We start from the raw sequence: 26,115 nt of genomic DNA, 5'->3' as shown, positions 1-26,115 counted from the left end.
CTTTTCGCCCAGAGGCGCTTCGCTTGCAGGGCCTACAAAACCGTAGGCCGGGTAAGCGAAGCGCCACCCGGCACAGTATCAGAACGTTTCCCAGTTCGCTTCAGACGCCGCCGCGACGGGCTGCGCTTTAGGTGCATAGGTCTTAACCGGCGCGGCTTTCACCGCCTGGTTGCGGGTGATCTTAAACACCGCCACCGCGTCGTTCAGGCGTGCAGCCTGATCTTCCAGCGCCGCCGCTGCCGCCGCAGACTCTTCCACCAGCGAGGCGTTCTGCTGGGTGACGCGATCCATCTCCGCCACCGCCTGACCCACCTGGTCGATACCGCGGCTCTGTTCGTCGGAGGCCGACGCAATCTCACCCATGATGTCCGTCACGCGCGTAACCGCATTGACGATCTCCGCCATCGTCGCGCCCGCTTCATTTACCAGCTGAGAACCCGCGTTGACGCGTTCGCCGGAATCATCGATCAGCGCTTTGATCTCTTTCGCCGCCTGCGCGCTGCGCTGGGCAAGGGTACGCACCTCGCCCGCGACAACCGCGAAGCCACGTCCCTGCTCGCCCGCGCGCGCCGCTTCTACCGCCGCGTTCAGCGCCAGAATATTGGTCTGGAAAGCAATGCCGTCGATCACGTTAGTAATTTGCGCGATTTTGCTGGAACTGGTGGCGATTTCGTCCATGGTGCGCACAACGCCCTCGACCACGTTACCGCCCTTCTTCGCGGTGGAGGAGGCGTCCAGCGCCAGACGCGACGCCTGACGCGCGTTATCGGCGTTTTGCTTCACGGTGGCGGTTAACTGTTCCATGCTGGCTGCCGTCTCTTCCAGAGAAGCGGCCTGTTGCTCGGTACGAGAGGAGAGATCGTTGCTGCCCGCCGAGATTTCACCCGCGCCGGTGTAGATGGTATCAGCGCCTTCACGCACCACGCCCACCGTGTTGGCCAGCGCAGTCTGCATCTCCTGAACGTTGCGCGCCAGGATCGCCATTTCATTTTTACCCTCAGCCTGAATCGGCTGGGTTAAATCCCCTGCGGCAATGGCGCGGATATGGTTGATCACCTCTTCCAGCGGCAGCAGCAGCACGCGGCGCATCGCAATCCAGCTGGAAATAATCACCGCGATCACCAGCAGCATCACCGCAGAAAGGATCCACAGAATGCGTTTGTAGTCGCTTTCATTGTCCCGGATCCCTTTGGCGGTCAGCGCGGCCTGCGCCTCACGCCACTCGCGATAAACCTTTTGCATCGCGGTCTGCTTCTGTTCGGCATTTTGTTTGAACATATCTTCCAGATTGCCCTGCCCCAGCAGAACGTTCATTTGCGTCAGCGTGGCGGAGTAGACGCGGTATTGCTCTTCCAGGCGATCGGCCAGGTGCTCGTCCATACCCGGCGTTTCCGGCAGCGCGTAGTATTTATCGTAATGGGTCTGGGCATCGGCCAGCAGGTTTTTCGCGGTATTGACCAGCTCGTTCAGCTGCCCGCCGTTAATCTGCGACGCCATGCTGCTTTGCAGGCGCAGCATACCGCGGTTGAGAGTGACGCGCGCCTGGTTCAGGCTGATCCAGGCGTCGGTAAACTCCGCGACGTTCTGGCTGGAAAGCTGAGAAACGGTGAAGTTCTCTTTATCGTTATTGAGTGCGTTAATGAAAATGCCAGCGGAGATCAGCTGCATGATGCCGAGCACAAGCAGCACCGAAATCAAAAGAGTAATGACTTTTATACGTTTAAACATGCGTTGCCTTTTTTATATACAGGTATTGTCTGACCTGTATCTATCGGCACGCGCGGCAGGTTGTTTACTGTTTCTCCACCTTTAAAAACTTTCGAAAGCTCTTTTCTGCATTCAATCAGCAAGTTAAAAGCACGCTTTTTTTGTGATCCCCTTCTCATTTTCACCCTTGCCTCTAAAGGGTTATAGTATCCACTTAAAGATGCATTTAAAATGCACCTTATATTCCTGATGATGAGGTAACTGCTATGGCCTTCCGCGACCAACCCTTAGGCGAGCTGGCGCTCTCCATCCCTCGCGCTTCTGCGCTGTTCCGTAAATACGATATGGATTACTGCTGCGGTGGTAAGCAAACGCTGGCGCGCGCAGCGTCGCGTAAAGAGCTGGATGTGGAGGCTATCGAAGCGGAGCTGGCTCAGCTGGCTGAACAGCCTGTCGACAAAGACTGGCGCACCGCGCCGCTGGCTGAAATCATCGACCATATCATTGTGCGTTACCACGACCGTCACCGCGAGCAGCTGCCGGAGCTGATTTTACAGGCGACCAAAGTTGAACGCGTTCATGCCGATAAACCTTCCGTACCGCGCGGCCTGGCGAAATACCTGACCATGCTGCACGAAGAACTTTCCAGCCACATGATGAAAGAGGAGCAGATCCTCTTCCCGATGATCAAACAGGGCATGGGCAGCCAGGCTATGGGGCCCATCAGCGTGATGGAAAGCGAACATGATGACGCCGGCGAACTGCTGGAAGTGATCAAACACACCACCAACAACGTCACACCGCCGCCAGAAGCGTGCACCACCTGGAAAGCCATGTACAACGGCATTAACGAGATGATCGACGATCTGATGGAACACATTAGTCTTGAGAATAACGTTCTGTTCCCGCGTGCATTATCGGGTAAATAAAAAAGCCCGGTGGCGCTAGCGCTTACCGGGCCTACAACATCCGCGAACCTAGGCCGGGTAAGCGTCAGCGCCACCCGGCAACATGCTTAACGCATGCCCGCCATACGTTTCTTACCGATAAATAGCCAGCCCAGCCCCAGCGCGATAAACCACAGCGGCGTGACCATCAGCGCCTGTCGGGTATCTTCTTCCAGCGTCAGCAGCACCAGCACGAAGACAAAGAACGCCATGCACACCCAGCACATCAGCTTGCCCAGCGGCATCTTGTAGATCGACTTCTCGTGCAGGTGTGGACGCTGCTTGCGGTACACCAGGTACGAGCAGAGGATGATGGTCCAGACGAACATAAACAGGATCGCCGACACCGTGGTGATCATGGTGAACGCGCCGATTACGCTCGGGTTGACGTAGAGCATCACCACACCACCCAGCAGACAGATGCAGGAGAAGGTCAGCCCTTTCGCTGGTACCGCGCGTTTAGACAGTTTGGCAAACGCGCTCGGAGCAACGCCCTCCTGCGCCAGGCCGAACAGCATACGGCTGGTGGAGAAGACGCCGCTGTTCGCGGAAGAGGCCGCAGAGGTCAGCACCACGAAGTTAATCAGGCTCGCGGCAGCAGGCAGCCCCACCAGCACGAACAGCTCGACGAACGGGCTCTTGGTTGGCACCACCGAGCTCCATGGCGTCACGGACATAATGACGATCAGCGCGAACACGTAGAACATGATGATACGCAGCGGAATGGAATTGATCGCACGCGGCAGGGATTTCTCCGGATCTTTGGTTTCCGCCGCCGTGGTACCGACCAGCTCAATCCCGACAAACGCAAACACCGCAATCTGGAAGCCGGCAAAGAAGCCGCTGATACCTTTCGGGAACCAGCCGCCGTCATTCCACAGATGGGCAAACGAGGCCTGTACGCCGGTTGGCGACTGGAAGTGCGTCAGCACCATCACCAGCCCGACGACAATCAGCGCGATGATGGCGACGATTTTGATCATCGCGAACCAGAACTCCATCTCACCGAACATTTTAACGGTGGCGAGGTTCAGGCTCAGCAGCAGAACAATCACCGCCAGCGAAGCCACCCAGTCCGACAGGCCGGGGAACCAGAATTGGGCGTAGGCCGTAATAGCGACAACATCCGCCATGCCGGTAACCACCCAGCAGAACCAGTAGGTCCAGCCGGTAAAATAGCCCGCCCACGGGCCGAGCAGGTCTGACGCGAAGTCGCTGAAGGATTTGTATTCGAGATTCGAGAGCAGCAATTCACCCATTGCACGCATCACGAAAAAGAGCATAAAACCGATGATCATATAAACGAAGATGATCGACGGGCCGGCAAGACTGATGGTTTTGCCCGAGCCCATAAACAGCCCGGTGCCGATGGCTCCACCAATGGCAATAAGCTGAATGTGACGGTTCGTGAGATTTCGCCGTAGCGACTGTTCAGACGTCGCCTCTTCTGCGGCGGCGACTTTGACCTGATCTACCATGTGATATTTTCCTGTTTATGCCTGTCTGTGTTGTTAAGGCTCTTCTGGCCTTTATATACGCCAAATAAATGACGGCCCCTGTGTAAGGACTAATCGATAGTAGGTAAGAATCGGCGGGATGAATACTATGATTTGAATATTATGTTAATAATATGTTGAAAGTGAGTGTCATATCACTCATACAGCGCGAAACAGCTCACAAAAATACACGTAACAGTTTCGTTTGCAATACAAAATGTTGATTTCGTCGTAACTCCGGGTTTTATCGCTATTTTCCTCTCCCCGATCGGAGAGAGGAAAATAAGAAAAACCGATTACAGGATTTCCAGCAGCTCGACTTCAAACACCAGGGTGCTGAATGGCGGAATGGACGCGCCAGCGCCACGCTCGCCGTAAGCCAGGTTGTGCGGGATAGTGAGTTCCCATTTGGAACCTACTGGCATCAGGGTCAGGGCTTCGATCCAGCCTGCGATAACGCCGTTGACCGGGAACTCAGCCGGTTCGCCACGTGCGACGGAGCTGTCGAACACGGTACCGTCGATCAGCTTACCGGTGTAGTGTACGCGAACGTGGTCGGTACGCGCCGGGATTGCGCCATCACCCTGATTGATTACGCGGAACTGCAAGCCGGACTCGGTGCTGTTCACGCCTTCACGCTCACGGTTCTCTTCCAGATATTTCACGCCTTCTGCCGCCATCTCTTCGAAACGCGCGCGACGTACGGCGTCAGCACGTTCGTGGATTTCACGCAGCGCACGGTGCACAACGTCAACCGGCACAGCGGGCTGCTTGCCTTCCAGCGCGTCAGCAATACCCGCCACCAGCGCTTCCGGTAACAGACCTTCCAGGCTGGATTCGCTCAGCTGCTGTCCTACCTGCAAGCCGATGCCGTAGCTTGCCTGCGCTTCGATAGTGTCAAAAGTCGGGGTGGTCATGGGTTTTCCTTCCATCACATTTAAAGTAGCGGGCAGCATATCAGCCATGCCCTTATGGGTAAAACTTTGTCTTAAGTAAAGGTGACAAACTGCGACGAAACGGAAACAATAGTAGCCGTCAGGATTTTCCCTAATATATGTCACGAAAGCTGGCTTTGTTACGCCCATCAGGCAGTTAGCAAACTACACTTCTCAGGACAGGATAAAAAGACGCGGAGCAGGAGGAGAGCGATGCCCGGGCGATTTGAACTGAAACCTACCCTGGCGAAAATCTGGCATGCGCCGGATAACTTTCGCATCATGGACCCGCTGCCGCCTTTGCACCGCAGAGGCATTATTATCGGCGCGTTGCTGATCGTCATCGGCTTCCTGCTTCCTTCCGGCAGTGACAACGTTGATACCGCGCCGGTCAGCCGGAATGCTGAGCTGGATATCCAGTCGCAAAGCCAGCCGCAGCCTGATTCACAGCCGATGCAGACGCAGCTGGTCACACCGTCTAACGATCCGGGCCAGGTTGCGCCGGTTGAACCTGAACCGGTTCAGGAAGATCAGGAGCAGGCCGCCGCCCCTTCAGAGCCACAGGCGCAACAGCCCACCGGCATTGAGCAGCAGTGGCGTTCGTATCGCGTAGAGCCTGGGAAAACTCTTGCCCAGCTGTTCCGCGACCACAATCTGCCAGCAACGGATGTGTATGCCATGGCGCAAGTCGAGGGGGCAGGCAAACCGCTCAGCAACCTGCAAAATGGTCAGATGGTGCAGATCCGCCAGAATGCCAGCGGGGTGGTGACCGGGTTAACGATCGATACCGGAAACGGGCAGCAGGTACTGTTTACCCGTCAGCCGGACGGCAGTTTCATCAGAGCACGTTAATGGCCCAGGCCGGGTAAGGCGATGCCGCCACCCGGCACTTTTGTTCTCAGGCACGCCGTTTATTCACCCACCAGATCCCCGAGCAGACCAGCACCAGCGCAATCGCGTATTTGATGTCCAGAATGTTTTCGCCGAGGAAGATGGCGGAGAGCACCGTCCCTGCTACAGGTATGACAAAGTTGAACGGGGCAATCATACTCACGCGGTTTACTTTCAGCAGCGCGCTCCACAGGGCGAACGCCACGGATGAGAGCAGCGTCAGATACCCCAGCACGGCGACGGCTTTCATGCTGTGCACCTCCAGCGTCCCGCCCGTGGCATAGCCTCCCGCAACCAGTGCCGCCCCGCCTATCCCCAGCTGCCAGCCAGTCATCACCGTCGGGTCAACGGTCTGGGAAATGCGTTTCCCGTAAAGCGTGGCCGCAGAGAGAATAAAGGCGGCCAGCACCACAAATCCGTCACCTTTCCAGACAAACTGGAACTCACTTAACCCGCTGTGGAAGTTCACCAGCATAACCCCGGCAAAGCCCAGAACACATCCCAGCGTTTTGTTATAGCTGAGTTTGTCGTTGTGGTAGATAAAGTGCGCCAGCAGCACGCTGAAGAAGGTCCCGGTGGCATTCATGATGGAGCCGTTCACCCCGGTCGTGTAGGCCAGGCCGATATAAAAGAAGGTGTACTGGAGGGAGGTCTGCGTCAGTCCGAGGATCGTGAGCTGGCCAAACTGCGTGGGCGTGAGCCTGCCAATCGGCTTTCGCTGGGCCAGGGCAAAAAGCAGCAGCAACGCGCCGGCAAACAGAAAACGGTATCCGGCAAAGACGACTTTGGAGGGGATATCATCGGTCGCGATCTGAAAGAGTTCGTAGCCACTTTTAATGGCCGGGTACGAGCTTCCCCAAAGCAGACAGCAGAGCGTGGCGCAGGCATAGGCCACATTGCGACGGGCAAAGACGGGCGTGGGCAGAGCAGTATCCATGACAAATCTCATAAATAAAATTGCGTTTCAATTTATTATCAGAGAATGCGTCAGGAATAGCGACCTTACAAGAGCAAAAGATGACGCAGGGTCACGCTAAAAAGCAAAACGCCGGCACAATGCCGGCGCTTCGACGCGAGCAGAGTAAAAAATTACTCAGCTACTACGTTAACAACCAGTTTAGCGAACACTTCGCTGTGAACCTGGAAGTCAACTTCGTGCTCACCAGTGGTACGCAGAACGCCGTTCGGCATACGAACTTCGCTCTTAGCCACTTTAACGCCTGCCGCAGTAACTGCATCAGCGATATCGCGGGTACCGATGGAACCGAACAGTTTACCTTCGTCGCCAGCTTTAGACGCGATAGTAACGGTGCCCAGTGCGTTGATTGCTTCAGCGCGAGCGTTAGCAGCCGCCAGAACGTCAGCCAGTTTGGCTTCCAGTTCAGCACGACGTGCTTCGAAAAACTCTACGTTTTTCTTAGTAGCTGGAACAGCTTTACCCTGTGGAACCAGGAAGTTACGAGCGTAACCCGCTTTAACGTTTACCTGATCACCCAGGCTGCCCAGGTTTGCTACTTTATCAAGCAGAATAACTTGCATTACCTTATCCTCTTAAAGTCGTATTAATGGACCGTGCCCGATTACTGATGACGATCAGTGTACGGCAGCAGAGACAGGTAGCGAGCGCGTTTGATAGCGCGAGCCAGCTGACGCTGATATTTTGCACGAGTACCGGTGATACGGCTTGGGACAATCTTACCGCTTTCGGTGATGTAGTTTTTCAGCGTTGCGATATCTTTATAGTCGATCTCTTGAACGCCTTCCGCGGTGAAACGGCAGAACTTGCGACGACGGAAATAACGTGCCATATGGCTAGTCTCCAGAATCTATCAAATCAATCTGCTCGGCATGCAGAACCATTTTGCTCAGGCCGTTCTTTGCCTTGTGGCAAGAAATGAACCCCTGAACGATTACTGCACTACCGACCGTTAAACTGTGAGTAATGGCCTGGTTTTCGTGTCCGCTAATAATCACGGGCATTTGGCACCACGCCTGCCGGTGAAACCCGGCTTCCTCTTGCACAGAACGATGCTCAAGCACGAACTGGCAATGCGGAATTCCTGATGGGCTGACCTTTCGAAGGGGGGTCCTGCACACGGTGCCGGACAACACCAGACGGTTGGTCATCAGAAATTACTCTTCAGAATCCCCAGCATCAGAATCATCTGCGGTTTCGTTTGCGAAATCATCGCGACGCTCACGGCGCTCGTCTTTCGCTTTAACCATCGGAGATGCTTCGGTCACTGCGTGTTTGGTACGCATAACCATGCTGCGGATAACGGCATCGTTGAAGCGGAAGGTAGTTTCCAGCTCATCGATCACTTCCTGCGGAGCTTCAACGTTCATCAGAACGTAGTGTGCTTTGTGCAGTTTGTTGATCGGGTAAGCCAGCTGACGGCGGCCCCAGTCTTCCAGACGGTGGATCGTGCCTTCTGCACCAGTGATGGCAGCAGAGTAACGCTCGATCATGCCCGGAACCTGTTCGCTCTGGTCAGGGTGGACCATAAAAACGATTTCGTAATGACGCATCGAATTGCTCCTTACGGATTATTCAGCCTCCTGTCTGGGTCAGCCGAGGCCCGGGGAGGCAAGGAACGTGTTAAAGGTCGGCTGAAAAATTGACGCGTCATAATACTTGCGCCCCCCAGGAAACTCAAGCTGATTGCACAAATAATTCGCACAAAGGGTAAAGCTGTTCTAAGTGGGTGATTTAAAATCGCACTCATCAGAAGCGCTGTTTTTTTGAACAACACCATCAGAAATGGTCACCCATCGCAACCCGGGTAGCGATTACACTTTAATCAGAGACACTGAACAGAGAAGGAGACATTACCCCGTATCACAGCACGCAGTCGTGGAGCGCATATCATGAAAAGAATCGCAATCGCCATTTTGGCTGCGCTTTTGCTCAGTGCAAACGCGATGGCAGCCATCAGAATAGACAGCCAACAGGCCAGAAACATGGATGATGTGCAGAGCTTAGGCGTTATTTACATCAATCATAACTTCGCCACTGAAAGTGAAGCAGATCAGGCGCTTAATGAAGAAACCGATGCGCAGGGCGCAAAATACTATCACGTCATGCTGACACGTGAGCCCGGCAGCAACGGTAATATGCACGCCAGTGCAGATATTTATCAGTAACGCTTTATCGCTAGCACCAGGAAAGTCAACGAAAATCAAAGCCATATATAATTTGCCCCCTGCCCGGGGGCTTTTTTTATGAATGGCTCCGGAATACCACCGGTTACAACTGTTTCGGTATTCCAGAGCACTTATTCACTTCTGCCCGTAGTAAGCATTCGGGCCGTGCTTACGCATGAAATGCTTGTTCATCAGGTAATCATCAATGCCCTGAAGCTGTGGGTTAATGCCGCGCGCAATCCACGCCATTCTGGCCACCTCTTCCATCACCACCGCGTTATGCACGGCATCATGCGCATCTTTACCCCAGGAGAACGGACCATGCTGGTACACCACAATACCCGGCGTATGCAGTGGTTCCGTCTCACCCAGCGTTTCGATAATGACCCTGCCGGTGTTAAGTTCGTACTCGCCTTCGACCTCAGCCTGCGTTAACGCTCGCGTGCAGGGAATATCGCCGAAGAAGTAATCTGCGTGCGTCGTACCCAAAGCAGGGATCGCCAGCCCGGCCTGTGCCCAGGCGGTGGCGTGCGTGGAATGGGTATGCACAACGCCACCCAGAGACGGGTAACGCTGATACAGCGCCAGGTGGGTTGCCGTATCTGAAGAAGGGCGCCATTTGCCTTCAACGACGTGTCCTTCCAGGTCAACCACCACCATATCGTCCGCTTTCATGGCGTCATAGGCCACGCCGCTCGGCTTAATCACCACTAGCCCCTGCTCGCGATCGATGGCGCTTACGTTGCCCCAGGTAAACGTCACCAGTCCATAGCGCGGGAGATCCATATTGGCTTCAAAGACCTGCTGTTTCAGCTTAAGCATGTTCCGCCTCCATCAGCCCTGCCCGCGCCATGCGCTCGCGCACCCAGTCCCGGGCTTTCGCCACTTCTGCCGCCGGGTCGTCCGCGGTTTCGCTCCACATCTCAATCAGGTAAGGCCCGCAATAACCTGTCTGTTTGAGCGTCTGGAAGCACCGTTCGAAATCCACCACCCCGGTGCCGAACGGTACGTTTTTAAACACGCCAGGACGGGTATCTTTAACGTGCACCGCCACGATATGCCCGATGCCCGCCTGAAGCTCCATCTGTACATCGTTATCCCATGCCGACAGGTTTCCGATATCCGGATAAAGCTGGAACCATGGGTTGTTCAGATAGTGCGCATAGCCCAGCGCCTTGCTGATGGAGTTCATCAACGGATAATCCATGATCTCCATCGCCAGCGTCACCTGCGCACGGCTTGCCATCTCAACGCTCTCTTTCAGGCCCTCCCGGAAACGACGGCGCGTTTCATCGTTGGCTTCCTGATAGTAAACATCGTAACCCGCCAGTTGGATCACGCGGATGCCGACATCCTGTGCAAAGCGAATGGCTTTACGCATGATCTCCAGCCCTTCGGCACGTACAGCATCATCTTCGCTGCCAAGCGGAAAACGACGATGAGCGCTCAGGCACATGGATGGCACGCGCACGCCGGTTTCGGCAATGGCGCTCACCAGCGCCAGACGCTGGTCGCGGCGCCAGTCCAGGCGAGAAAGACGCTCGTCCGTCTCATCCACAGACATTTCGACAAAATCGAAACCCAGCTGCTTCGCCAGCTGCAACCGCTCCAGCCAGCACTCCCCCGCAGGGAGTGCCTTTTCATAGATGCCAAGCGGGACCTGTTTTGACAACATACCCGCTCCTTAACCCCAAAGCTGAGCGATTGAGCGTTTGAACTGACGCGCCGCCTCCACCGGAGACGCAGCATCACGAATGCTACGACCGGCAATAAAGACGTGAATCGGGATACCCTGGAACAGCGGCAGATCCTCCAGCGCCAGGCCACCGGTGACGGTCACTTTGAAGCCCATATCGGCCAGACGTTTGATCGCGCTGATATCGGCTTCGCCCCACGCCACGCCTGCGGCCTGCGCATCACGGCTACGGTGATAAACCACCTGCTGGATACCCGCTTCGCGCCACTCCTGCGCCTGCTCCCAGGTCCAGAAACCAGTCAGTTCAATCTGCACGTCGCCGTTGAACTCTTTCGCCACGTCCAGCGCGCCTTTCGCGGTGTTGATATCCGCACAGCAGATCACGGTGACCCAGTCGGCATTGGCTTCAAAGCACATGCGAGAGAGGATTTTGCCCGCGTCGGCGATTTTGGCATCCGCCAGCACGATTTTATGCGGATAGAGCGCCTTCAGGTCACGAACCGCACGAACGCCTTCGCCCACGCACAGAATGGTGCCGACTTCGATGATGTCCACTTCTTCCGCAATCAGACGGGTGGTTTCGTAAGCGTGAGACAGAGTCTGGTTATCCAGCGCGACCTGCAACATTGGTAATGACATTTTCAATTCCTCTTAAACGGCCGCCGCAGTGGCGTTATCAATTAAATCCAGCACGTCCTGCGCGGTACGACAGGCGCGTAAACGGTCAAAATTAGCTTCATCATCAAACAGATTGACGATCTGCATGATCCCCACCTCCTGGTGGGTGTTGGCATCGACAGCCGCCATGGTGATCAGAATGTCGACCGGGTCGTTATCTTCGTGGTTGAACACCAGTGGTTTTTTCAACGTCACCAGCGCAAAACCGGTTTTCTTGACGCCCTCTTCGGGACGGCCATGCGGCATTGCCAGCCCCGGGGCAATCACAAAATAGGGTCCAAACTGCGCCACGCCATCCAGAATGGCCTGGTAATAACGCGGCTCGACAACGTCCGCCTTAACCAGCAGGTCCACGCCCAGCTTCACCGCTTCCTGCCAGGTGCTGGCTTCGGCCTGTAAAAGGATGGAGTTATTCTCTGCCAGCGAATCACGTAGTTTCATGTGGCATCCTTACTTCACGTCTTGTGGGAAGTGTTCTTTGATCACTTCCAGCAGCTTTGGCCCGAAATCCGCAGGCGACAGCATGTTGCGTACGCCTACCACGTATTTGTTGCCCGACACGCTAATCTCGCCGGCAATGTGCGTTGAGGCGATGATGATGTCCGCGCCGTTCAGTTCACTTTTGTATTCACCCACTGCGCAGCTGTTCACCGTGTGGTCAATGTTTGACTGGGTTAAAAACTGGTCCACTTTCATCTTCATGATCATGGAGCTACCTTGCCCATTGCCACACACAGCCAGGATACGTACGGTCATAATCGAAACTCCTTAATGAGCAGACACTTCTGCTGTTTGTTTTTCTGCATCTTCTTCAGCCCGCAGCGAACGGCCAGCGAAGAACATATAAGCCAGGGCAATCAGGATGATGACGGCCATAAAGACCAGCCCGACGGACGCAAAGCCCTGCATCATCGGCGGCGCCAGAATTGACCAGTCCGCCATGCCCATCCAGGCGCTCATGCCAGTGAGCTTGACCGCCCACACGCACCCGAAGATTTCAACCATGCCCATCACCAGACAGATTTTGAGCGCTGCGCGCCAGCCGCCGAAGTGGTTAGCGAATACGCCGATGGTGGCGTTGGAGAAGAACATCGGGATAAAGCCAGGAATAATCAGGATTGAGGAGCCACAGCCCACCAGGATGCCAACCGCAATCAGCTGGCCGATGGTGCCCCACATAAAGCCCCAGACGACGGCGTTTGGCGCAAAGCTATAGATAGCCGCACAGTCAATCGCCAGCACCGCGCCAGGGATCAGACGCTGGGAGATGCCGTTAAACGCTTCCGACAGTTCGGCGACGAACATACGCACGCCCTGGGTGATGATGAAAATAGCCACAGCGAAGGAGAAACCGGTTTGCAGGATATAGACCGTCCAGTGGGTTTTACCCGCCATTGCCTGCACCACGTCAATGCCAAAGGAGAGCAGGATGGCACCGAAGAAGATGGTCATCACAATTGCCGTGGAGACGATGTTGTCGTGGAAGATATTCAGCCAGCCAGGCAATTTGAGGTCTTCAACACTCTCCTCTTTTTTGCCCAGGTACGGCGCAACTTTGTAAGCGATCCAGGAGGCAAACTGCTGCTGGTGACCGATGGAGAAGCCACAGCCGTCCGTAACGTCCTGCGTTGGCTTATACATCATGTTGGAGGTGATGCCCCAGTAAAGCGAGACCAGCACTGCCGTGCAGATGACCGTGGTCCACATTGGGTAGCCGAAGATATAGAGAGAAACGGCAATCAGCCCCGCCTGCTGGAACATAATGTGCCCGGTGAGCATGATGGTGCGAATACCGGTGATGCGGCGCAGGAGCACGTAAATGATGTTCAGCGCCAGCGCGAGCAGTACCGCATACCCAACCCAGCTGTACGCATCCCCCATACGATCGATGGTGGCCATCATGGACGCGTAAGTGTCAGAGATGGCGCCGTTAATGCCGTACACCTCTGACATTTTGGCAACAACCGGCTTAAACGTGCTGGTCAGAATGCCAGACCCCGCCTGCAACAGCATAAAACCAATGATGGTTTTGATGGTGCCTTTGATAATCACGCTGACGCTTTTGCGCAGCAGGATGTACCCCAGGCACGTCACGATACCCAGCAACAGCGGGGCGTTGGTCATTACCTGATTAAAGAACACGGTAAAGACGTTGTAGAGGATCTCCATAACTCTCTCCAGAAAATGAGAACACGAGGGGCAATCCCTGTGTGGTTGGTGTCATCACTCTATTAATCACAAATAATCATCACAAGATTGCATTTGATTATTTGTGACGGATCACGCAATTTATTTCCATGATATTAGTAATGATTTTCACTACCAATCCAACCAAATAAATAAATTCTTAAATTTCAATACATTAATCATTTATAATGGTTATCTTAACAACGTCATGAAGTTTTTTCTGTGAGGTGGCGAGGGGAATTTTCCGCAAATCAGCCATTGCAAATCGATTAAAACAGTGCCAGCATTAATCACAACAAGTCACATAGCGATTACTTTTGATTAAAACCAGGAGTCAAACGATGAGTAAAGTGAAAACCATCACCCGTGAATCATGGATTCTGAGTACCTTTCCGGAGTGGGGTAGCTGGCTGAACGAAGAGATCGAGCAGGAACAGGTTGCTCCTGGCACATTTGCGATGTGGTGGCTGGGCTGCACCGGGATCTGGCTGAAATCAGAAGGCGGCGCCAACATTTGTGTTGATTTCTGGTGCGGCACCGGCAAACAGAGCCACGGCAATCCACTGATGAAAAAAGGCCACCAGATGCAGCGTATGGCCGGCGTTGAAAAGCTCCAGCCGAACCTGCGCACCACGCCTTTCGTGCTGGATCCTTTTGCCATTCGTCAGATCGACGCCGTACTCTCTACCCACGATCACAACGATCATATCGACGTGAACGTGGCGGCAGCGGTAATACAAAACTGCGCGGACGACGTACCGTTTATTGGGCCGCAGACCTGCGTGGATTTGTGGATTGGCTGGGGCGTGCCAAAAGAGCGCTGCATCGTGATGAAGCCGGGCGACGTAGTGAAAATCAAAGACATTGAAATTCACGCGCTGGATGCCTTTGACCGTACCGCGCTGATCACCCTGCCTGCCGACCAGAAAGCCGCAGGCGTACTGCCAGACGGGATGGATGAGCGCGCGGTGAACTACCTGTTCAAAACGCCTGGCGGTTCCCTGTATCACAGCGGTGACTCCCACTACTCCAACTATTACGCGAAGCACGGTAACGAGCATCAGATTGACGTGGCGCTTGGCTCTTACGGTGAAAACCCGCGCGGGATCACCGACAAAATGACCAGCGCAGACATGCTGCGTATGGCCGAAGCGCTGAACACCAAAGTGGTGATCCCGTTCCACCACGATATCTGGTCAAACTTCCAGGCCGATCCGCAAGAGATCCGCGTCCTGTGGGAGATGAAAAAAGACCGCCTCAAGTATGGCTTCAAGCCGTTCATCTGGCAGGTTGGCGGCAAGTTCACCTGGCCGCTGGATAAAGACAATCTTGAGTACCACTACCCGCGTGGTTTCGATGATTGCTTTACGATTGAACCCGATCTGCCGTTCAAATCCTTCCTCTGATTCTGAGGCCCAATCGCCAGACCTTGCGTCTGGCGATGTCATATTTATCTTAGTAATTTCACGCTATTTCAAATATCATCTTTTCAAATCAATTCTTATCGGAATAGCTCATGACGGAAGCGCAACGGCATCAAATTTTACTGGAACTCCTGGCGCAAACAGGGTTTATCACCGTCGAGAAAGTGATCGAACGTTTAGGGATCTCCCCCGCTACCGCGCGGCGGGACATTAACAAGCTGGATGAGAGCGGCAAGCTGAAAAAAGTCCGCAACGGTGCAGAGGCCATCAGCCAGCAGCGTCCACGCTGGACGCCGATGAACATCCACCAGGCGCAGAATCACGATGAAAAGGTGCGGATTGCCAGAGCGGCATCACAGCTGGTAAATCCTGGAGAAAGCGTGGTGATCAACTGCGGTTCGACGGCGTTTCTGCTGGGCCGTGAGATGTGCGGCAAGCCGGTGCAAATCATCACCAACTATTTGCCGCTGGCCAACTATCTCATTGACCAGGAACATGAAAGCGTGGTGATCATGGGCGGCCAGTATAACAAGAGCCAGTCCATCACCCTTAGCCCGCAGGACAGTGAAAACAGCCTCTACGCCGGGCACTGGATGTTTACCAGCGGCAAAGGTCTGACGGCGGATGGCCTGTATAAAACCGATATGCTCACCGCAATGGCAGAACAGAACATGCTTAACGTAGTGGGCAAACTGGTGGTGCTGGTCGACAGCAGCAAGGTCGGTGAACGCGCCGGCATGCTTTTCAGCCGCGCCGAGCAAATCAGCATGGTGATCACCGGCAAAAACGCCAACCCCGAGATCCTCAGCAAGCTGGAGGATCAGGGTGTCACAGTGCTGCGCGTTTAAAGGTGCTGACGGAAGAATTCCACGGTTGACTCCAGCGCGGCCGGGGTAATACGGTGCCGGACACCTGCTCCCCACAGGCAGGTCAGATTGCTGTCCAGCCCTTCGCGCTGTAGCGCCTGTTGCAGGCGGAACGTTTCACCGGGCGGTACGACGTCATCGGCGTCCCCATGCCACAGAAGCAGCGGACGATCGGCCAGCGGCGAAAGCGCATGGCTGACGTCCCATTCAGACAACAGGGCCTCAATCTCCTGAGGGGCCTGCGGCGGGAACAGCGTCTTTGCCAGTGACGTAAAGTAGCCCGATCCCATCAGGCAAGCGACAGACGTCACCTCCGGATGCCTGGCCATGATCCCCAGCGCCGTCATTCCGCCCATTGATGCGCCTGCGACCGCCAGCCGTTTCCCCTCCACCAGCCCGGCCTGCAAGAGCGCGTCACGCAGCCCGGCGAACTCGGTCAGATTGCCGTGCAGCGTTTGCCAGAACAGCCCCAGCCGCGCCTGCTCATCGCCCGTAAAGCGTGCCCCATGATTCGGCGCATCAGGCATGACCACCCGGAAACCGGCCTGCGCCAGCGCGACGGCAAAATAGCTGTAGACCAGCTTCGAGGAGAGAAAGCCATGATAGAAAACTACCGTCGGCAGCGGCTGTTCACCTTTACCAGCCGAAAAAGCATGGATGATTTCATGCCCACTCAGCTGGCGAGTTTCAATTTCAATCATTGTCGATCCTGTGCTGATGAATGATTCATAATGTTGAGAGCTGGATTACGGTTTCACGATATTTTCATTCGAAATCTACGTCCCAGATAACACTTCGGGAACATTCCCCCAAAACTAAATTCGCAGACAACTACACTATGGCTATCAGGAAAAGAGACAGGTTTATGCGCAGGCTTACGGCTTTATTGCTGGTCTCACTGCTCAGCGGATGTTCCATATTGCAGGGTACGCCAGAACCGGCGCCGCCGGTTACCGATCATCCTCAGGAAATTCGTCGTAATCAGACGGAAGGATTACAACGCCTGAGTACCGTATCCGCGATGGTTCGTGGTTCCCCGGATGATGCAGAAGACGCAATTGAAGCAAAGGCCGTTGCCGCAAAAGCAGATTATTACGTCATCACGATGATTGATGAAACCATTATTACGGGACAGTGGTACGCCCAGGGAATTTTGTACCGTAAGTAAGCATCATCATTTGAACGACTTTTACACTGCTTTGCGTCCGTAGACATTTTCCTGTCCACAATAAACTCCATGCCAGCAACAATGGAAATGAGTTTATTCGCGAAGGATTGCCCGGCGGATACCGGAGACACGTGAAAAGGAGCTGACGATGAAACGAACCCTTGCTTTAACGACGCTATTGCTTTCAGCGGGCCTGCTGAGCACCACGGCGCAGTCGGCCGAATTTGCCAGCGCGGATTGCGTCACGGGCCTGAACGAGATTGGTCAGATCTCCGTCAATAATATCACGGGAAGTCCGCAAGACGTTGAACGTGTCGTCGCCCTGAAGGCCGATGAACAGGGCGCATCCTGGTATCGCATCGTCCAGATGCAGGAAGATAACCATGTTAATCACTGGCGCGTGCAGGCCATTCTTTATGCATAATCCCTTCCGATAAAAGCCACTTAATTTTAGTGGCTTTTCACTTTTGCAAATTTTTTACCTCTCCCGAAACTTAATAAAAACAAATATGTAACATTCAGTTACATTAAACAGATAAACGTTCTCTTCGCTCTGCCGTTGAACAGCCATCACTTTTCAATAATGAGCAATTTATGATCACCTTTTTCCGCCGGGCAGGTCTGGGCACGAAGCTATCGCTGCTAACAGGTGCAAGTGTCGCCACGCTTTTTTTGCTGTTCACTTTTCTGTTGAGCCACAACGCCAGCCAGCAGCTTGAAGATCTTGCGGTTGAAGACCTGCATAACCAGTCCACCGGCATGGTGGATATGGTAGAGATGTTCAACACCAGCCTGAGCGAAGAGGTTGAAAGCTATACCCGTCTGTTCACCACCTTTTTGCCACAGCCGCTGAACAGCGACAGCAGCCAGAGCCGGACCATAAACGGGCTTACCGTTCCTCTGCTGAAAGGCGGCGAAACGGAGTTGCATGAAAACAATACGCTTTCTGATGACTTCCTGAGCCGAACGGGCGCCATCTCGACGCTGTTTGTCCGCAGCGGTAACGATTTTATCCGCGTGGCCACGTCGCTGCGCAAAGAGAATGGCGACCGCGCCATCGGAACCGTTCTTGATACCACCAGCCCGGCATTTGCGGCTGTCACCAAAGGGGAGGTCTATCGTGGCCTCGCGCTTCTGTTCGGCAAGCGCTATATCACGCAGTACCAGCCTGTTAAAAATGCGGAAGGCCAGGTTATCGGGATTATCTTTGTCGGCGTGGACATCACCCATTCGTGGAACGTCATGCGCGAGAAAATCCTTAACCGTCGTCTGGGCGAGAGCGGCCACTTCTTTGTACTGGATCGCAGCAGCGGCAAAACGCGCGGACAGTATCTGTTCCATGCCAGCGATGAGGGCAAACTGCCCAACTGGGACACGGCGACACAGCAGCAGCTTCTGAGTGATAAAGCCGGCACGCTGGAGCGCGTGAGCGCAGATGGCCGTACGCTCAAAGTTGCCTACACGCCGCTGCCGGGCTGGAACTGGACCATCGTGGGTGAAGTGGATAAAGCCGTACTGCTTTCAAGCGTCACCACGCTGCGCGATCGCTTCCTGATGGCGGGCATGGTGCTATCCGCGCTCTTCGCGGGCCTGTTCGTTATCCTCATTCGCCGGATGCTAACCCGCCCACTACGCGCAGTGATCGCGCTTGCCCGGCAGTATGCCGCAGGCGATCTGCGCGCCAGCCTGCCGGTAACCCGCCAGGATGAGGTCGGCCAGCTGATTGATGCCATCAACGGGATCGGGGGCGGCCTGCAAAAAATTGTGTTGCAGGTCCGCGAGGCCGCAAGCGAAATCCATCTGGGGACTAACGCGCTGGCTTCAGACACCGGCGAGATCTCTGAACAGATCAACAAACAGGCCAGCAGCGTTGAGGAGACCTCCGCCAGCATGGAGCAATTAGCCGCCACCGTGCAGCAAAATGCCGCCAACATGGAGCAAACTCAGCAGCTGGTGGGGGAAACCTCACGCGCGGTGCATCAGGGTGGAGAGACGGTGACCCACGCTGTTTCCACCATGGATGATATTCGTGATGCATCGAAACGCATTGAAGACATTACCCGCGTGATTGAGTCCATCGCTTTCCAGACCAATATCCTGGCGCTCAATGCGGCGGTTGAAGCGGCGCGGGCGGGCGAGCACGGGAAAGGTTTCGCCGTGGTGGCGCAAGAGGTGCGCGCCCTGGCCGCACGCAGCGCCAACGCGGTAAAAGAGATTGAACAGCTGATTGGCGACACGCTGAACAAGGTGAGCGAAGGCCATGCGCTGTCTGAGCAGACGCGTCTGGCGATGGATACCATCATTGTTCATATCGATAACATCAGCCAGCTTGTCACCGAGATCAACCACGCCTCCCGCGAGCAGTCTGCGGGGATTGGTCAGGTGAATCTGGCGATGACGCACATCGGTGAGGCATCGCACATCAATGCCGATCGCATCTCGCGCAGCGAGCAGACGGCACAGACGCTGCGCGAGAAGGGTTCACATCTCACCCGGCTGGTGAGCCTGTTCCAGCTGAAGGCTTAACCGACCCGGCCCGTGGCGCGCAGCAGCAGGTCGTTTTGCACCTGTTCGCTCATCAGCGTGCCGCCTCGGGTATCCAGCATCATGCGGCACCACGCCTGCGCCACGGGCGGCGATGCGTGCCGCAGCATCTGGCTTCCGGCCCCGAGTAAAAAGAGCTGCCGCGCGATCTCCCTGCCCTGCGCTTCCTGCGGTTTACGCAGCTTCTGCTGTAGCTGCCGCCAGCTGCGATCGAAGTGCCTGTCCTGACCTTTGACCTGCGCGAAATCATCGGCGAGCAGGTCGAGAATGCCCGACTGCTTCGCCAGCACGCGCAGTACATCCAGGCACATAATATTGCCAGAGCCTTCCCAGATGCTGTTGACGGGCATTTCACGGTACAACCGCGGAAGTTCACTCTCTTCGCAATAGCCTGCACCGCCCTGCACCTCCATTGCCTCTGCCACAAACGGTATGCCCGCTTTGCAGACGCTGTATTTTGCCGCCGGAGTGAAAAGCCGCGCCCATGCGGCCTCCTGCGGGTCGGTGCGGTTGTCCCACGCCCTGGCGAGTCGGAACAGCAGTGCCGTGTGTCCCTCCAGCACCAGCGCCATACGGCTTAGCACGTCGCGCATTAACGGCTGGTCGATCAGATTTTTGCCGAAGGTCTGCCGCTGATGGGCATGATAAAGCGCCACCGAGAGCGCACGGCGCATCAATCCGTGGCTGCCAAGCGCACAGTCAAAGCGCGTCAGCCCGCCCATCTTCAGAATTTGCCGGACACCTTCACCCTCTTCGCCCAGCAGCCAGCCGTAAGCATCAAGGAACTCAGCCTCACTGCTGGCATTTGAACGGTTACCGAGCTTGTCCTTCAGACGCTCAAGGCGCACGGCATTACGTTGCCCGTCGGGTAAAAAACGCGGAACAAAAAAGCAGGAAAGCCCGCCCTTCGCCTGCGCCAGCACCAGATGCGCATCGCTCTGCGGCACGGAGAAAAACCATTTGTGCCCCACCAGCCGGTAACTGCCATCACTGAATTTCTCTGCTTTGGTGGTATTACTGAGTACGTCCGAACCGCCCTGCTTTTCCGTCATCCCCATGCCGATCAGCAGGCCGCGCTTTTGCGCCCCCGGTGCGAGATGGGGATCGTAGCGATCGCTCATCAGCGGCGTTAACCAGTCGTGAAACGGTTTGGGCAGCGACTGTAGCAACAGCGGCGTGGCGGCGAAGGTCATGGTCACCGGGCATAGCGTTCCCGCCTCCACCTGTGCATGAAGCACAAAACGCGCGGCCCGGGCGACGAACGATCCTTTCCGCGCCTCCTCCTCCCACGCCAGGTTGTGCACCCGGTTGGCGCAAAGCCCCTGCATCAGAAGATGCCATGCCGGATGAAAGCGGACGTCATCCAGCCTCGCTCCCGTGGCGTCATAACGCAGCAGCTCCGGCGGATTAACGTTCGCCAGCCTGCCCAGCTCCAGTGACTCCGCCGTACCCAACTGCTGTCCGATGCTGGCAAGAAGATCCACATCCCACTCAGCCCCTTCGCGCGCTACCGCATCGCGCAGGGCGCAATCAGAGAGAAAAAGGTTGCTGTTCGATAGCGGTGCAGGTTGATTAAAAACGGTATGTGTCTGCCAGTGCATGCTGTCTCCCTCCTTTCATTGGCAATAAAGGTAAGTATGGACAGAGGGCATGCACGCTGCATGGGAGGGGGGTCACACGATGACGATCGTGTTGATATCATTCGTGAAATAGCTCACAGAACATAAGAATAAACTATTTCATTACTTCACTAATGCTGAATAATTTATTCTTACCCCGTTTATGTGAGGATCGTTATGCAACAGGATGCGCACAAGCGTGCATTAATTGCAGGCTCCATCGGTAATTTCATCGAGTGGTATGAATTTGCGGTCTACGGTTTTCTGGCAACGGTGATTGCCAGAAACTTCTTCCAGCTTGAGGGGGAAGCGGAGCTCACCAGCCTGATCCTCACCTGGGCCTCGTTCGCCATCGCTTTCTTCTTCCGTCCGCTGGGTGCGGTGGTCTTTGGCCGCATTGGCGACAGGATTGGCCGCAAACCGACGCTGATTATTGTGCTGGTATTGATGACGCTCGCCACCGCTGCCATCGGTATGGTGCCGGTCTACGCCAGTATTGGGATTGCCGCGCCGCTGATCGTTACGCTCCTGCGTATTCTGCAAGGACTGTTCGCGGGCGGTGAGTATGGCGGTGCGGTCTCGTTGATGACGGAGTTCGCCCCGCGCGGCAAGCGCGGTCTTTACGGGGCATGGCAGTCCTTCACCGTGGCGCTCGGGCTGTTAGCGGGCGCAGGCATTGTCGCGTTGCTCTCTGCCCTTCTCTCCCCTGAAGCCTTGCACGACTGGGGCTGGCGCATTCCGTTCTTCCTGGCGTTGCCGATGGGTGCGGTCGCGCTATGGCTGCGGGTGAGCATGGAAGAGACGCCGAGCTTTGTGCAGCAACGGGAAAAACCGGTTGTTACTCAGGCCAGCACCGCCGCCACGTTCAAAACAATCCTGATGGGCATTGGCCGCGTGATGGTCTGGTCTGCGGCGGGTTATACCTATCTGGTGATTATGCCGACCTATCTGCAATCTGCGCTGCACACCGGTTTTAACCAGGCGTTACTGATTGCGGTGATTTCTAACATTGGGTTTGCGCTCACGATCATTCCGTCGGGCATGCTGAGCGACAGGATCGGGCGGCGCACGGTGATGATTATCGCCACCGTGCTCCTGCTGATCCTCGCCCTGCCGCTGCTGAAAATTTTGCAGGCGGAATCCAGTACGCTGGCAGTCAAAGCGATTGTGGTGCTAATTGCGGGGGGGCTGGTTGGGATGCTGGCAGGGCCGGGGCCGGCAATGCTGTCTGAGATGTTCCCGACGCGCGTGCGTTATACCGGGCTGGGGCTGGCCTATTCTCTGTCGAATGCGATCTTCTCGGGCTGTGCGGGGCTGATCATTACCGGGCTGATTAAAGAGACGGGCAATCTGGATATTCCGGCGTACTACGTGATGGCAACGGCGGTGGTGAGTATTTTCGCGCTGATGACGCTGAGAAAGGATGACCATTTACGGTCGTTAGAGGAGTGAGATTGTTGCCCGGTGGCGCTGCGCTTACCGGGCCTACGGTACCATGCTTTTGTAGGCCGGGTAAGGCGAAGCCGCCACCCGGCACAACAGGCTACCCGCGCTGACGCACCGCTTCAAACAGGCAGATACCCGTCGCAACAGAAACGTTCAGGGACGATACGCTGCCCGCCATCGGGATGCTGATCAGCTCATCGCAGTGCTCGCGCGTCAGACGACGCATACCTTCGCCTTCCGCTCCCATCACCAGTGCCATACGGCCGGTCATTTTGCTCTGGTACAGGGTGTGATCCGCTTCACCGGCAGTTCCCACGATCCAGATATTTTCTTCCTGCAACAGACGCATGGTGCGCGCCAGGTTAGTCACGCGGATCAACGGGACGTTTTCCGCCGCGCCGCAGGCGACTTTTTTAGCGGTAGCGTTAAGCTGCGCGGAGCGATCTTTTGGCACAATCACCGCATGCACGCCTGCTGCATCGGCGCTACGCAGGCACGCACCCAGGTTGTGTGGGTCGGTTACGCCATCAAGGATCAGGAAGAACGGGTTCTCCAGCCCGGCGATCAGATCCGGCAGATCGTTCTCCTGATACTGACGGCCTGGCTTCACGCGCGCGATAATGCCCTGGTGTACAGCACCTTCGCTTTTCTCATCCAGATACTGGCGGTTCGCCAGCTGGATCACTACGCCCTGCGCTTCCAGCGCGTGGATCAGCGGCATCAGACGTTTATCTTCACGCCCTTTCAGAATAAAAACTTCCTGAAAACGCTCCGGCGCGCGCTCCAGCAGGGCCTGCACCGCGTGGATGCCGTAAATCATTTCACTCATTGATGGTTCTCGTAATAAATATTTTCCCTCTCCCTGTCAGGGAGAGGGTAAGGGTGAGGGGAAATTACTCCGCCTGCTGTTTCTTCGCCGCGCGCTTCGCTTTGGTCGCGGCCGCTATTTTTTGGGTCTTGGTCGACGGTTTTTTCGCTTTACGAGCGTCTTTTTTCGCCGCCTTGGGCTTCTGTTTCTTCTCGCCACGGAAAACACTGTCTGGCTCAAAGTTTACTCTTTTACCTGCCTGACGTCGCTTACCGCCCGCTTTACCGTTACCGCCTTTTTTCGCTTTCTCACGCTCGGTTTTCCCGACGTTACGCGGAGCACGCTCGCTGGAGATGAGGCTGAAGTCGATTTTACGGTCGTCCATATTCACGGCTTCAACCTTCACTTCCACCCGATCGCCCAGACGGTAGGTCTGACCACCGGATTCGCCGATCAGACGTTGTCCGACCTGGTCGAAGCGGTAGTAATCGTTATCGAGGCTGGAAACGTGCACCAGACCGTCGATAAACAGCTCATCCAGACGCACGAAGAAGCCAAAGCCGGTGACGCTGGCAATCACGCCTTTAAAGACGTTACCCACCTGATCCAGCATAAAGTCACACTTCAGCCAGTCCGCCACGTCGCGCGTCGCTTCATCCGCACGACGCTCGGTCATGGAACAATGCTGGCCCAGTTGCAGCATCTCTTCCATGGAGTAGTGATACCCTCCGGTTTCGGTCGTGTTGCCTTTATGACCCTGCTCGTGCGCCAGCAGATACTTGATCGCACGGTGCAGGGACAGATCCGGATAACGGCGGATCGGCGAGGTAAAGTGCGCGTACGACTGTAACGCCAGACCAAAGTGGCCCCGGTTTTCAGGATCGTAAATCGCCTGCTTCATGGAGCGCAGCAGCATGGTTTGCAGCATTTCCGCGTCAGGACGATCGCTGATGGATTCCAGCAGCTCGGCGTAATCGCGTGGCTCAGGCTTATTACCGCCAGGCAGCTCCAGGCCGAGTTCAGCCAGCACGGAGCGGAACGAGGTTACGGCTTCCGTGGTTGGCTTGTCGTGAATACGGAACAACGCAGGCTCTTTGGCTTTCTCAACGAAACGTGCCGCCGAGATGTTCGCCAGGATCATACACTCTTCAATCAGCTTGTGCGCATCGTTACGCTGAGTCTGTTCGATACGCTCGATACGTCGCTCAGCGTTAAAGATAAACTTCGCCTCTTCACTCTCAAACGAGATCCCACCGCGCTCTTCGCGCGCCTGATCCAGCGTTTTGTAGAGGTTGTGCAGCTCTTCGATGTGTTTGACCAGCGGCGCGTACTGTTCGCGAAGATCCTGATCGCCCTGCAACATATGCCAGACCTTGGTATAGGTCAGGCGCGCATGAGAACTCATCACCGCTTCGTAGAACTTATAGCCCGTCAGACGTCCCTTGCTGGAGATGGTCATTTCGCAGACCATACACAGGCGGTCCACCTGCGGGTTGAGGGAGCACAGGCCGTTGGAGAGCACTTCTGGCAGCATCGGTACAACCTGCGACGGGAAGTAGACCGACGTACCGCGGCTGCGCGCTTCGTTATCCAGCGGCGTGTGCGGACGCACGTAATAGCTCACATCCGCGATAGCCACCCACAGACGCCAGCCGCCACCGCGTTTTTTCTCGCAATATACGGCATCATCGAAGTCACGGGCGTCTTCACCATCAATGGTGACCAGCGGCAGATCGCGCAGATCCACGCGGCCTGCTTTGGACTCTTCCGGCACTTCTTCACGCAGGTTTTCAATCTGATCTTCAACCGCTTTCGGCCAGACATACGGAATTTCATGGGTACGCAGCGCCATATCGACGGCCATGCCAGTGCCCATGTTATCGCCCAGCACTTCGACGATTTTACCCACCGCTTTGGTGCGACGGGTTGGGCGCTGGGTGAGTTCCACCACCACCACAAAGCCCATGCGTGCGCCCATCACCTCTTCAGGCGGGATGAGAATGTCGAAGCTCAGACGGCTGTCGTCCGGCACCACAAAGCCTACGCCCGCATCGGTAAAGTAACGGCCTACAATCTGGCTGGTTTTCGGCACCAGCACGCGGACCACGCGCGCTTCGCGGCGGCCTTTACGGTCTGCACCCAGCGGCTGCGCCAGGATCTGGTCGCCGTGAATACACATCTTCATCTGTTCGGATGAGAGGTACAGGTCGTCTTTACGGCCTTCCACGCGCAGGAAGCCGAAGCCATCGCGATGACCAATAACGGTGCCTTTCAGCAGGTCGAGGCGTTCTGGCAGCGCGTAGCACTGGCGACGAGTAAAGACCAGTTGCCCGTCACGTTCCATGGCGCGCAGGCGGCGGCGAAGGGCTTCAATTTGCTCTTCACCTTCAATGTTCAGTTCAACGGCAAGTTCTTCACGATTGGCGGGTTTTTCGCGTTTTGTTAAGTGTTCAATGATGAACTCGCGGCTGGGGATAGGATTCGCGTATTTTTCGGCTTCGCGTTCCTGGAAAGGATCTTGTGACATGTCGGTTCCTCCGTTGTCAGCTCCGGTGGAAA

Annotated in this window: 27 protein-coding genes; 9 read left to right on the top strand and 18 right to left on the bottom strand. The window is 55.7% G+C overall.

Going from position 1 to position 26,115, the window contains the following annotated elements; genetic code table 11:
* Window positions 1–78: 78 nt before the first annotated feature.
* A complete protein-coding gene (locus SK50_RS04865) occupies window positions 79–1,728 on the bottom strand; it encodes a methyl-accepting chemotaxis protein (RefSeq protein WP_032103134.1) in 1,650 nt (549 codons plus the stop codon).
* A gap of 245 nt (window positions 1,729–1,973) precedes the next feature.
* On the opposite strand from SK50_RS04865, the gene ytfE reads away from it, so the two are divergent.
* Window positions 1,974–2,636 carry an iron-sulfur cluster repair protein YtfE gene (gene ytfE, locus SK50_RS04860; RefSeq protein WP_015572484.1) on the top strand — a complete coding sequence of 221 codons (663 nt, stop codon included), beginning with the start codon at window positions 1,974–1,976 and terminating at the stop codon, window positions 2,634–2,636.
* A gap of 86 nt (window positions 2,637–2,722) precedes the next feature.
* On the opposite strand, the gene cycA is transcribed toward ytfE, so the two are convergent.
* Both cycA and fklB read right to left on the bottom strand, forming a co-directional pair.
* Window positions 2,723–4,132 (bottom strand): D-serine/D-alanine/glycine transporter, encoded by a 1,410-nt coding sequence (cycA, locus tag SK50_RS04855; RefSeq protein ID WP_015572483.1) that lies wholly within the window; start codon window positions 4,130–4,132, stop codon window positions 2,723–2,725.
* Window positions 4,133–4,446: 314 nt separating this feature from the next.
* Entirely contained in the window at window positions 4,447–5,067 is a 621-nt protein-coding gene (gene fklB, locus SK50_RS04850) for an FKBP-type peptidyl-prolyl cis-trans isomerase (protein WP_045344388.1), read from the bottom strand.
* Between the two features lie 231 nt (window positions 5,068–5,298).
* Here fklB and SK50_RS04845 point away from each other — a divergent pair, with 231 nt between their 5' ends.
* The gene (locus tag SK50_RS04845; RefSeq protein ID WP_015572481.1) at window positions 5,299–5,937 is read left to right on the top strand and encodes an OapA family protein; all 639 of its coding nucleotides are present in this window, start codon (window positions 5,299–5,301) and stop codon (window positions 5,935–5,937) included.
* A 46-nt stretch (window positions 5,938–5,983) separates the two neighbouring features.
* Here the strand turns inward: SK50_RS04845 and SK50_RS04840 are convergent, their stop codons facing one another.
* The 5 genes from SK50_RS04840 to rpsF form a co-directional block, all read right to left on the bottom strand.
* Window positions 5,984–6,913: a DMT family transporter gene (locus SK50_RS04840; protein ID WP_017383942.1), complete on the bottom strand. Its 930-nt coding sequence runs from the start codon at window positions 6,911–6,913 to the stop codon at window positions 5,984–5,986.
* A 152-nt stretch (window positions 6,914–7,065) separates the two neighbouring features.
* Window positions 7,066–7,515, bottom strand: a complete 450-nt coding sequence (rplI, locus tag SK50_RS04835; RefSeq protein ID WP_006810372.1) for a 50S ribosomal protein L9 — start codon at window positions 7,513–7,515, stop codon at window positions 7,066–7,068.
* 41 nt (window positions 7,516–7,556) lie between these two features.
* On the bottom strand, window positions 7,557–7,784 hold the full coding sequence (gene rpsR / locus SK50_RS04830) for a 30S ribosomal protein S18 (RefSeq protein WP_000135199.1): 228 nt from the start codon (window positions 7,782–7,784) through the stop codon (window positions 7,557–7,559).
* Between the two features lie 4 nt (window positions 7,785–7,788).
* Window positions 7,789–8,103 (bottom strand): primosomal replication protein N, encoded by a 315-nt coding sequence (gene priB, locus SK50_RS04825; RefSeq protein WP_003856035.1) that lies wholly within the window; start codon window positions 8,101–8,103, stop codon window positions 7,789–7,791.
* Between the two features lie 6 nt (window positions 8,104–8,109).
* The gene (gene rpsF / locus SK50_RS04820) at window positions 8,110–8,505 is read right to left on the bottom strand and encodes a 30S ribosomal protein S6 (protein WP_003856034.1); all 396 of its coding nucleotides are present in this window, start codon (window positions 8,503–8,505) and stop codon (window positions 8,110–8,112) included.
* Between the two features lie 339 nt (window positions 8,506–8,844).
* Here rpsF and yjfY point away from each other — a divergent pair, with 339 nt between their 5' ends.
* Window positions 8,845–9,120 carry a DUF1471 family protein YjfY gene (gene yjfY, locus SK50_RS04815; RefSeq protein WP_017383944.1) on the top strand — a complete coding sequence of 92 codons (276 nt, stop codon included), beginning with the start codon at window positions 8,845–8,847 and terminating at the stop codon, window positions 9,118–9,120.
* Window positions 9,121–9,255: 135 nt separating this feature from the next.
* On the opposite strand, the gene SK50_RS04810 is transcribed toward yjfY, so the two are convergent.
* From SK50_RS04810 to ulaA, 6 genes are read right to left on the bottom strand one after another with little or no spacing between them, the layout of a single operon-like run.
* Window positions 9,256–9,942 carry an L-ribulose-5-phosphate 4-epimerase gene (locus SK50_RS04810; RefSeq protein ID WP_017383945.1) on the bottom strand — a complete coding sequence of 229 codons (687 nt, stop codon included), beginning with the start codon at window positions 9,940–9,942 and terminating at the stop codon, window positions 9,256–9,258.
* Window positions 9,935–10,795: an L-ribulose-5-phosphate 3-epimerase gene (locus SK50_RS04805; RefSeq protein WP_015572478.1), complete on the bottom strand. Its 861-nt coding sequence runs from the start codon at window positions 10,793–10,795 to the stop codon at window positions 9,935–9,937. The genes SK50_RS04810 and SK50_RS04805 overlap by 8 nt, the downstream gene beginning before the upstream one ends.
* A 9-nt stretch (window positions 10,796–10,804) precedes the next feature.
* On the bottom strand, window positions 10,805–11,455 hold the full coding sequence (gene ulaD / locus SK50_RS04800; protein WP_017694667.1) for a 3-keto-L-gulonate-6-phosphate decarboxylase UlaD: 651 nt from the start codon (window positions 11,453–11,455) through the stop codon (window positions 10,805–10,807).
* Window positions 11,456–11,467: 12 nt separating this feature from the next.
* Complete coding sequence (ulaC, locus tag SK50_RS04795; RefSeq protein ID WP_023302961.1) at window positions 11,468–11,935, bottom strand: PTS ascorbate transporter subunit IIA; 468 nt, start codon at window positions 11,933–11,935, stop codon at window positions 11,468–11,470.
* Between the two features lie 9 nt (window positions 11,936–11,944).
* Entirely contained in the window at window positions 11,945–12,250 is a 306-nt protein-coding gene (gene ulaB, locus SK50_RS04790) for a PTS ascorbate transporter subunit IIB (RefSeq protein WP_003856022.1), read from the bottom strand.
* A 12-nt stretch (window positions 12,251–12,262) separates the two neighbouring features.
* Entirely contained in the window at window positions 12,263–13,663 is a 1,401-nt protein-coding gene (gene ulaA, locus SK50_RS04785; RefSeq protein WP_003856019.1) for a PTS ascorbate transporter subunit IIC, read from the bottom strand.
* 359 nt (window positions 13,664–14,022) lie between these two features.
* Here ulaA and ulaG point away from each other — a divergent pair, with 359 nt between their 5' ends.
* Window positions 14,023–15,087: an L-ascorbate 6-phosphate lactonase gene (gene ulaG, locus SK50_RS04780; RefSeq protein ID WP_033487877.1), complete on the top strand. Its 1,065-nt coding sequence runs from the start codon at window positions 14,023–14,025 to the stop codon at window positions 15,085–15,087.
* A gap of 110 nt (window positions 15,088–15,197) precedes the next feature.
* Window positions 15,198–15,953, top strand: a complete 756-nt coding sequence (gene ulaR, locus SK50_RS04775) for an HTH-type transcriptional regulator UlaR (protein WP_003856014.1) — start codon at window positions 15,198–15,200, stop codon at window positions 15,951–15,953.
* On the opposite strand, the gene yjfP is transcribed toward ulaR, so the two are convergent.
* Window positions 15,950–16,672 (bottom strand): esterase, encoded by a 723-nt coding sequence (gene yjfP, locus SK50_RS04770; protein ID WP_045344386.1) that lies wholly within the window; start codon window positions 16,670–16,672, stop codon window positions 15,950–15,952. The two genes, ulaR and yjfP, sit on opposite strands and share 4 nt — an antisense overlap.
* 137 nt (window positions 16,673–16,809) lie before the next feature.
* Here yjfP and bsmA point away from each other — a divergent pair, with 137 nt between their 5' ends.
* From bsmA to SK50_RS04755, 3 genes are all read left to right on the top strand, one after another.
* Complete coding sequence (bsmA, locus tag SK50_RS04765; protein ID WP_048229131.1) at window positions 16,810–17,139, top strand: biofilm peroxide resistance protein BsmA; 330 nt, start codon at window positions 16,810–16,812, stop codon at window positions 17,137–17,139.
* A gap of 148 nt (window positions 17,140–17,287) precedes the next feature.
* A complete protein-coding gene (gene yjfN / locus SK50_RS04760; RefSeq protein WP_017694671.1) occupies window positions 17,288–17,563 on the top strand; it encodes a DUF1471 family protease activator YjfN in 276 nt (91 codons plus the stop codon).
* Window positions 17,564–17,733: 170 nt separating this feature from the next.
* The gene (locus SK50_RS04755) at window positions 17,734–19,665 is read left to right on the top strand and encodes a methyl-accepting chemotaxis protein (RefSeq protein WP_045344383.1); all 1,932 of its coding nucleotides are present in this window, start codon (window positions 17,734–17,736) and stop codon (window positions 19,663–19,665) included.
* Here the strand turns inward: SK50_RS04755 and SK50_RS04750 are convergent.
* On the bottom strand, window positions 19,662–21,284 hold the full coding sequence (locus SK50_RS04750; protein ID WP_048229129.1) for an isovaleryl-CoA dehydrogenase: 1,623 nt from the start codon (window positions 21,282–21,284) through the stop codon (window positions 19,662–19,664). The genes SK50_RS04755 and SK50_RS04750 overlap by 4 nt on opposite strands.
* Window positions 21,285–21,479: 195 nt before the next feature.
* On the opposite strand from SK50_RS04750, the gene SK50_RS04745 reads away from it, so the two are divergent.
* The gene (locus SK50_RS04745; protein ID WP_039271963.1) at window positions 21,480–22,754 is read left to right on the top strand and encodes an MFS transporter; all 1,275 of its coding nucleotides are present in this window, start codon (window positions 21,480–21,482) and stop codon (window positions 22,752–22,754) included.
* A gap of 91 nt (window positions 22,755–22,845) precedes the next feature.
* Here the strand turns inward: SK50_RS04745 and rlmB are convergent, their stop codons facing one another.
* On the bottom strand, window positions 22,846–23,577 hold the full coding sequence (gene rlmB, locus SK50_RS04740; RefSeq protein WP_015572470.1) for a 23S rRNA (guanosine(2251)-2'-O)-methyltransferase RlmB: 732 nt from the start codon (window positions 23,575–23,577) through the stop codon (window positions 22,846–22,848).
* A 64-nt stretch (window positions 23,578–23,641) separates the two neighbouring features.
* Window positions 23,642–26,083, bottom strand: a complete 2,442-nt coding sequence (gene rnr, locus SK50_RS04735; RefSeq protein WP_045344381.1) for a ribonuclease R — start codon at window positions 26,081–26,083, stop codon at window positions 23,642–23,644.
* Window positions 26,084–26,115 lie beyond the last annotated feature (32 nt).

It is taken from the genome of Enterobacter sp. BWH64 (genome assembly GCF_001037645.1).
GTDB classification, from domain to species: domain Bacteria; phylum Pseudomonadota; class Gammaproteobacteria; order Enterobacterales; family Enterobacteriaceae; genus Enterobacter; species Enterobacter hormaechei_C.
Note: the sequence above shows the minus strand (reverse complement) of the source record. Positions and strands in the feature narration are given on the sequence as shown.

Coding starts and splice junctions, on each gene's coding strand:
- SK50_RS04865 (WP_032103134.1), bottom strand. CDS start 1,728: ATGTTTAAACGTATAAAAGTCATTACTCTTTTGATTTCGGTGCTGCTT.
- ytfE (WP_015572484.1), top strand. CDS start 1,974: ATGGCCTTCCGCGACCAACCCTTAGGCGAGCTGGCGCTCTCCATCCCT.
- cycA (WP_015572483.1), bottom strand. CDS start 4,132: ATGGTAGATCAGGTCAAAGTCGCCGCCGCAGAAGAGGCGACGTCTGAA.
- fklB (WP_045344388.1), bottom strand. CDS start 5,067: ATGACCACCCCGACTTTTGACACTATCGAAGCGCAGGCAAGCTACGGC.
- SK50_RS04845 (WP_015572481.1), top strand. CDS start 5,299: ATGCCCGGGCGATTTGAACTGAAACCTACCCTGGCGAAAATCTGGCAT.
- SK50_RS04840 (WP_017383942.1), bottom strand. CDS start 6,913: ATGGATACTGCTCTGCCCACGCCCGTCTTTGCCCGTCGCAATGTGGCC.
- rplI (WP_006810372.1), bottom strand. CDS start 7,515: ATGCAAGTTATTCTGCTTGATAAAGTAGCAAACCTGGGCAGCCTGGGT.
- rpsR (WP_000135199.1), bottom strand. CDS start 7,784: ATGGCACGTTATTTCCGTCGTCGCAAGTTCTGCCGTTTCACCGCGGAA.
- priB (WP_003856035.1), bottom strand. CDS start 8,103: ATGACCAACCGTCTGGTGTTGTCCGGCACCGTGTGCAGGACCCCCCTT.
- rpsF (WP_003856034.1), bottom strand. CDS start 8,505: ATGCGTCATTACGAAATCGTTTTTATGGTCCACCCTGACCAGAGCGAA.
- yjfY (WP_017383944.1), top strand. CDS start 8,845: ATGAAAAGAATCGCAATCGCCATTTTGGCTGCGCTTTTGCTCAGTGCA.
- SK50_RS04810 (WP_017383945.1), bottom strand. CDS start 9,942: ATGCTTAAGCTGAAACAGCAGGTCTTTGAAGCCAATATGGATCTCCCG.
- SK50_RS04805 (WP_015572478.1), bottom strand. CDS start 10,795: ATGTTGTCAAAACAGGTCCCGCTTGGCATCTATGAAAAGGCACTCCCT.
- ulaD (WP_017694667.1), bottom strand. CDS start 11,455: ATGTCATTACCAATGTTGCAGGTCGCGCTGGATAACCAGACTCTGTCT.
- ulaC (WP_023302961.1), bottom strand. CDS start 11,935: ATGAAACTACGTGATTCGCTGGCAGAGAATAACTCCATCCTTTTACAG.
- ulaB (WP_003856022.1), bottom strand. CDS start 12,250: ATGACCGTACGTATCCTGGCTGTGTGTGGCAATGGGCAAGGTAGCTCC.
- ulaA (WP_003856019.1), bottom strand. CDS start 13,663: ATGGAGATCCTCTACAACGTCTTTACCGTGTTCTTTAATCAGGTAATG.
- ulaG (WP_033487877.1), top strand. CDS start 14,023: ATGAGTAAAGTGAAAACCATCACCCGTGAATCATGGATTCTGAGTACC.
- ulaR (WP_003856014.1), top strand. CDS start 15,198: ATGACGGAAGCGCAACGGCATCAAATTTTACTGGAACTCCTGGCGCAA.
- yjfP (WP_045344386.1), bottom strand. CDS start 16,672: ATGATTGAAATTGAAACTCGCCAGCTGAGTGGGCATGAAATCATCCAT.
- bsmA (WP_048229131.1), top strand. CDS start 16,810: ATGGCTATCAGGAAAAGAGACAGGTTTATGCGCAGGCTTACGGCTTTA.
- yjfN (WP_017694671.1), top strand. CDS start 17,288: ATGAAACGAACCCTTGCTTTAACGACGCTATTGCTTTCAGCGGGCCTG.
- SK50_RS04755 (WP_045344383.1), top strand. CDS start 17,734: ATGATCACCTTTTTCCGCCGGGCAGGTCTGGGCACGAAGCTATCGCTG.
- SK50_RS04750 (WP_048229129.1), bottom strand. CDS start 21,284: ATGCACTGGCAGACACATACCGTTTTTAATCAACCTGCACCGCTATCG.
- SK50_RS04745 (WP_039271963.1), top strand. CDS start 21,480: ATGCAACAGGATGCGCACAAGCGTGCATTAATTGCAGGCTCCATCGGT.
- rlmB (WP_015572470.1), bottom strand. CDS start 23,577: ATGAGTGAAATGATTTACGGCATCCACGCGGTGCAGGCCCTGCTGGAG.
- rnr (WP_045344381.1), bottom strand. CDS start 26,083: ATGTCACAAGATCCTTTCCAGGAACGCGAAGCCGAAAAATACGCGAAT.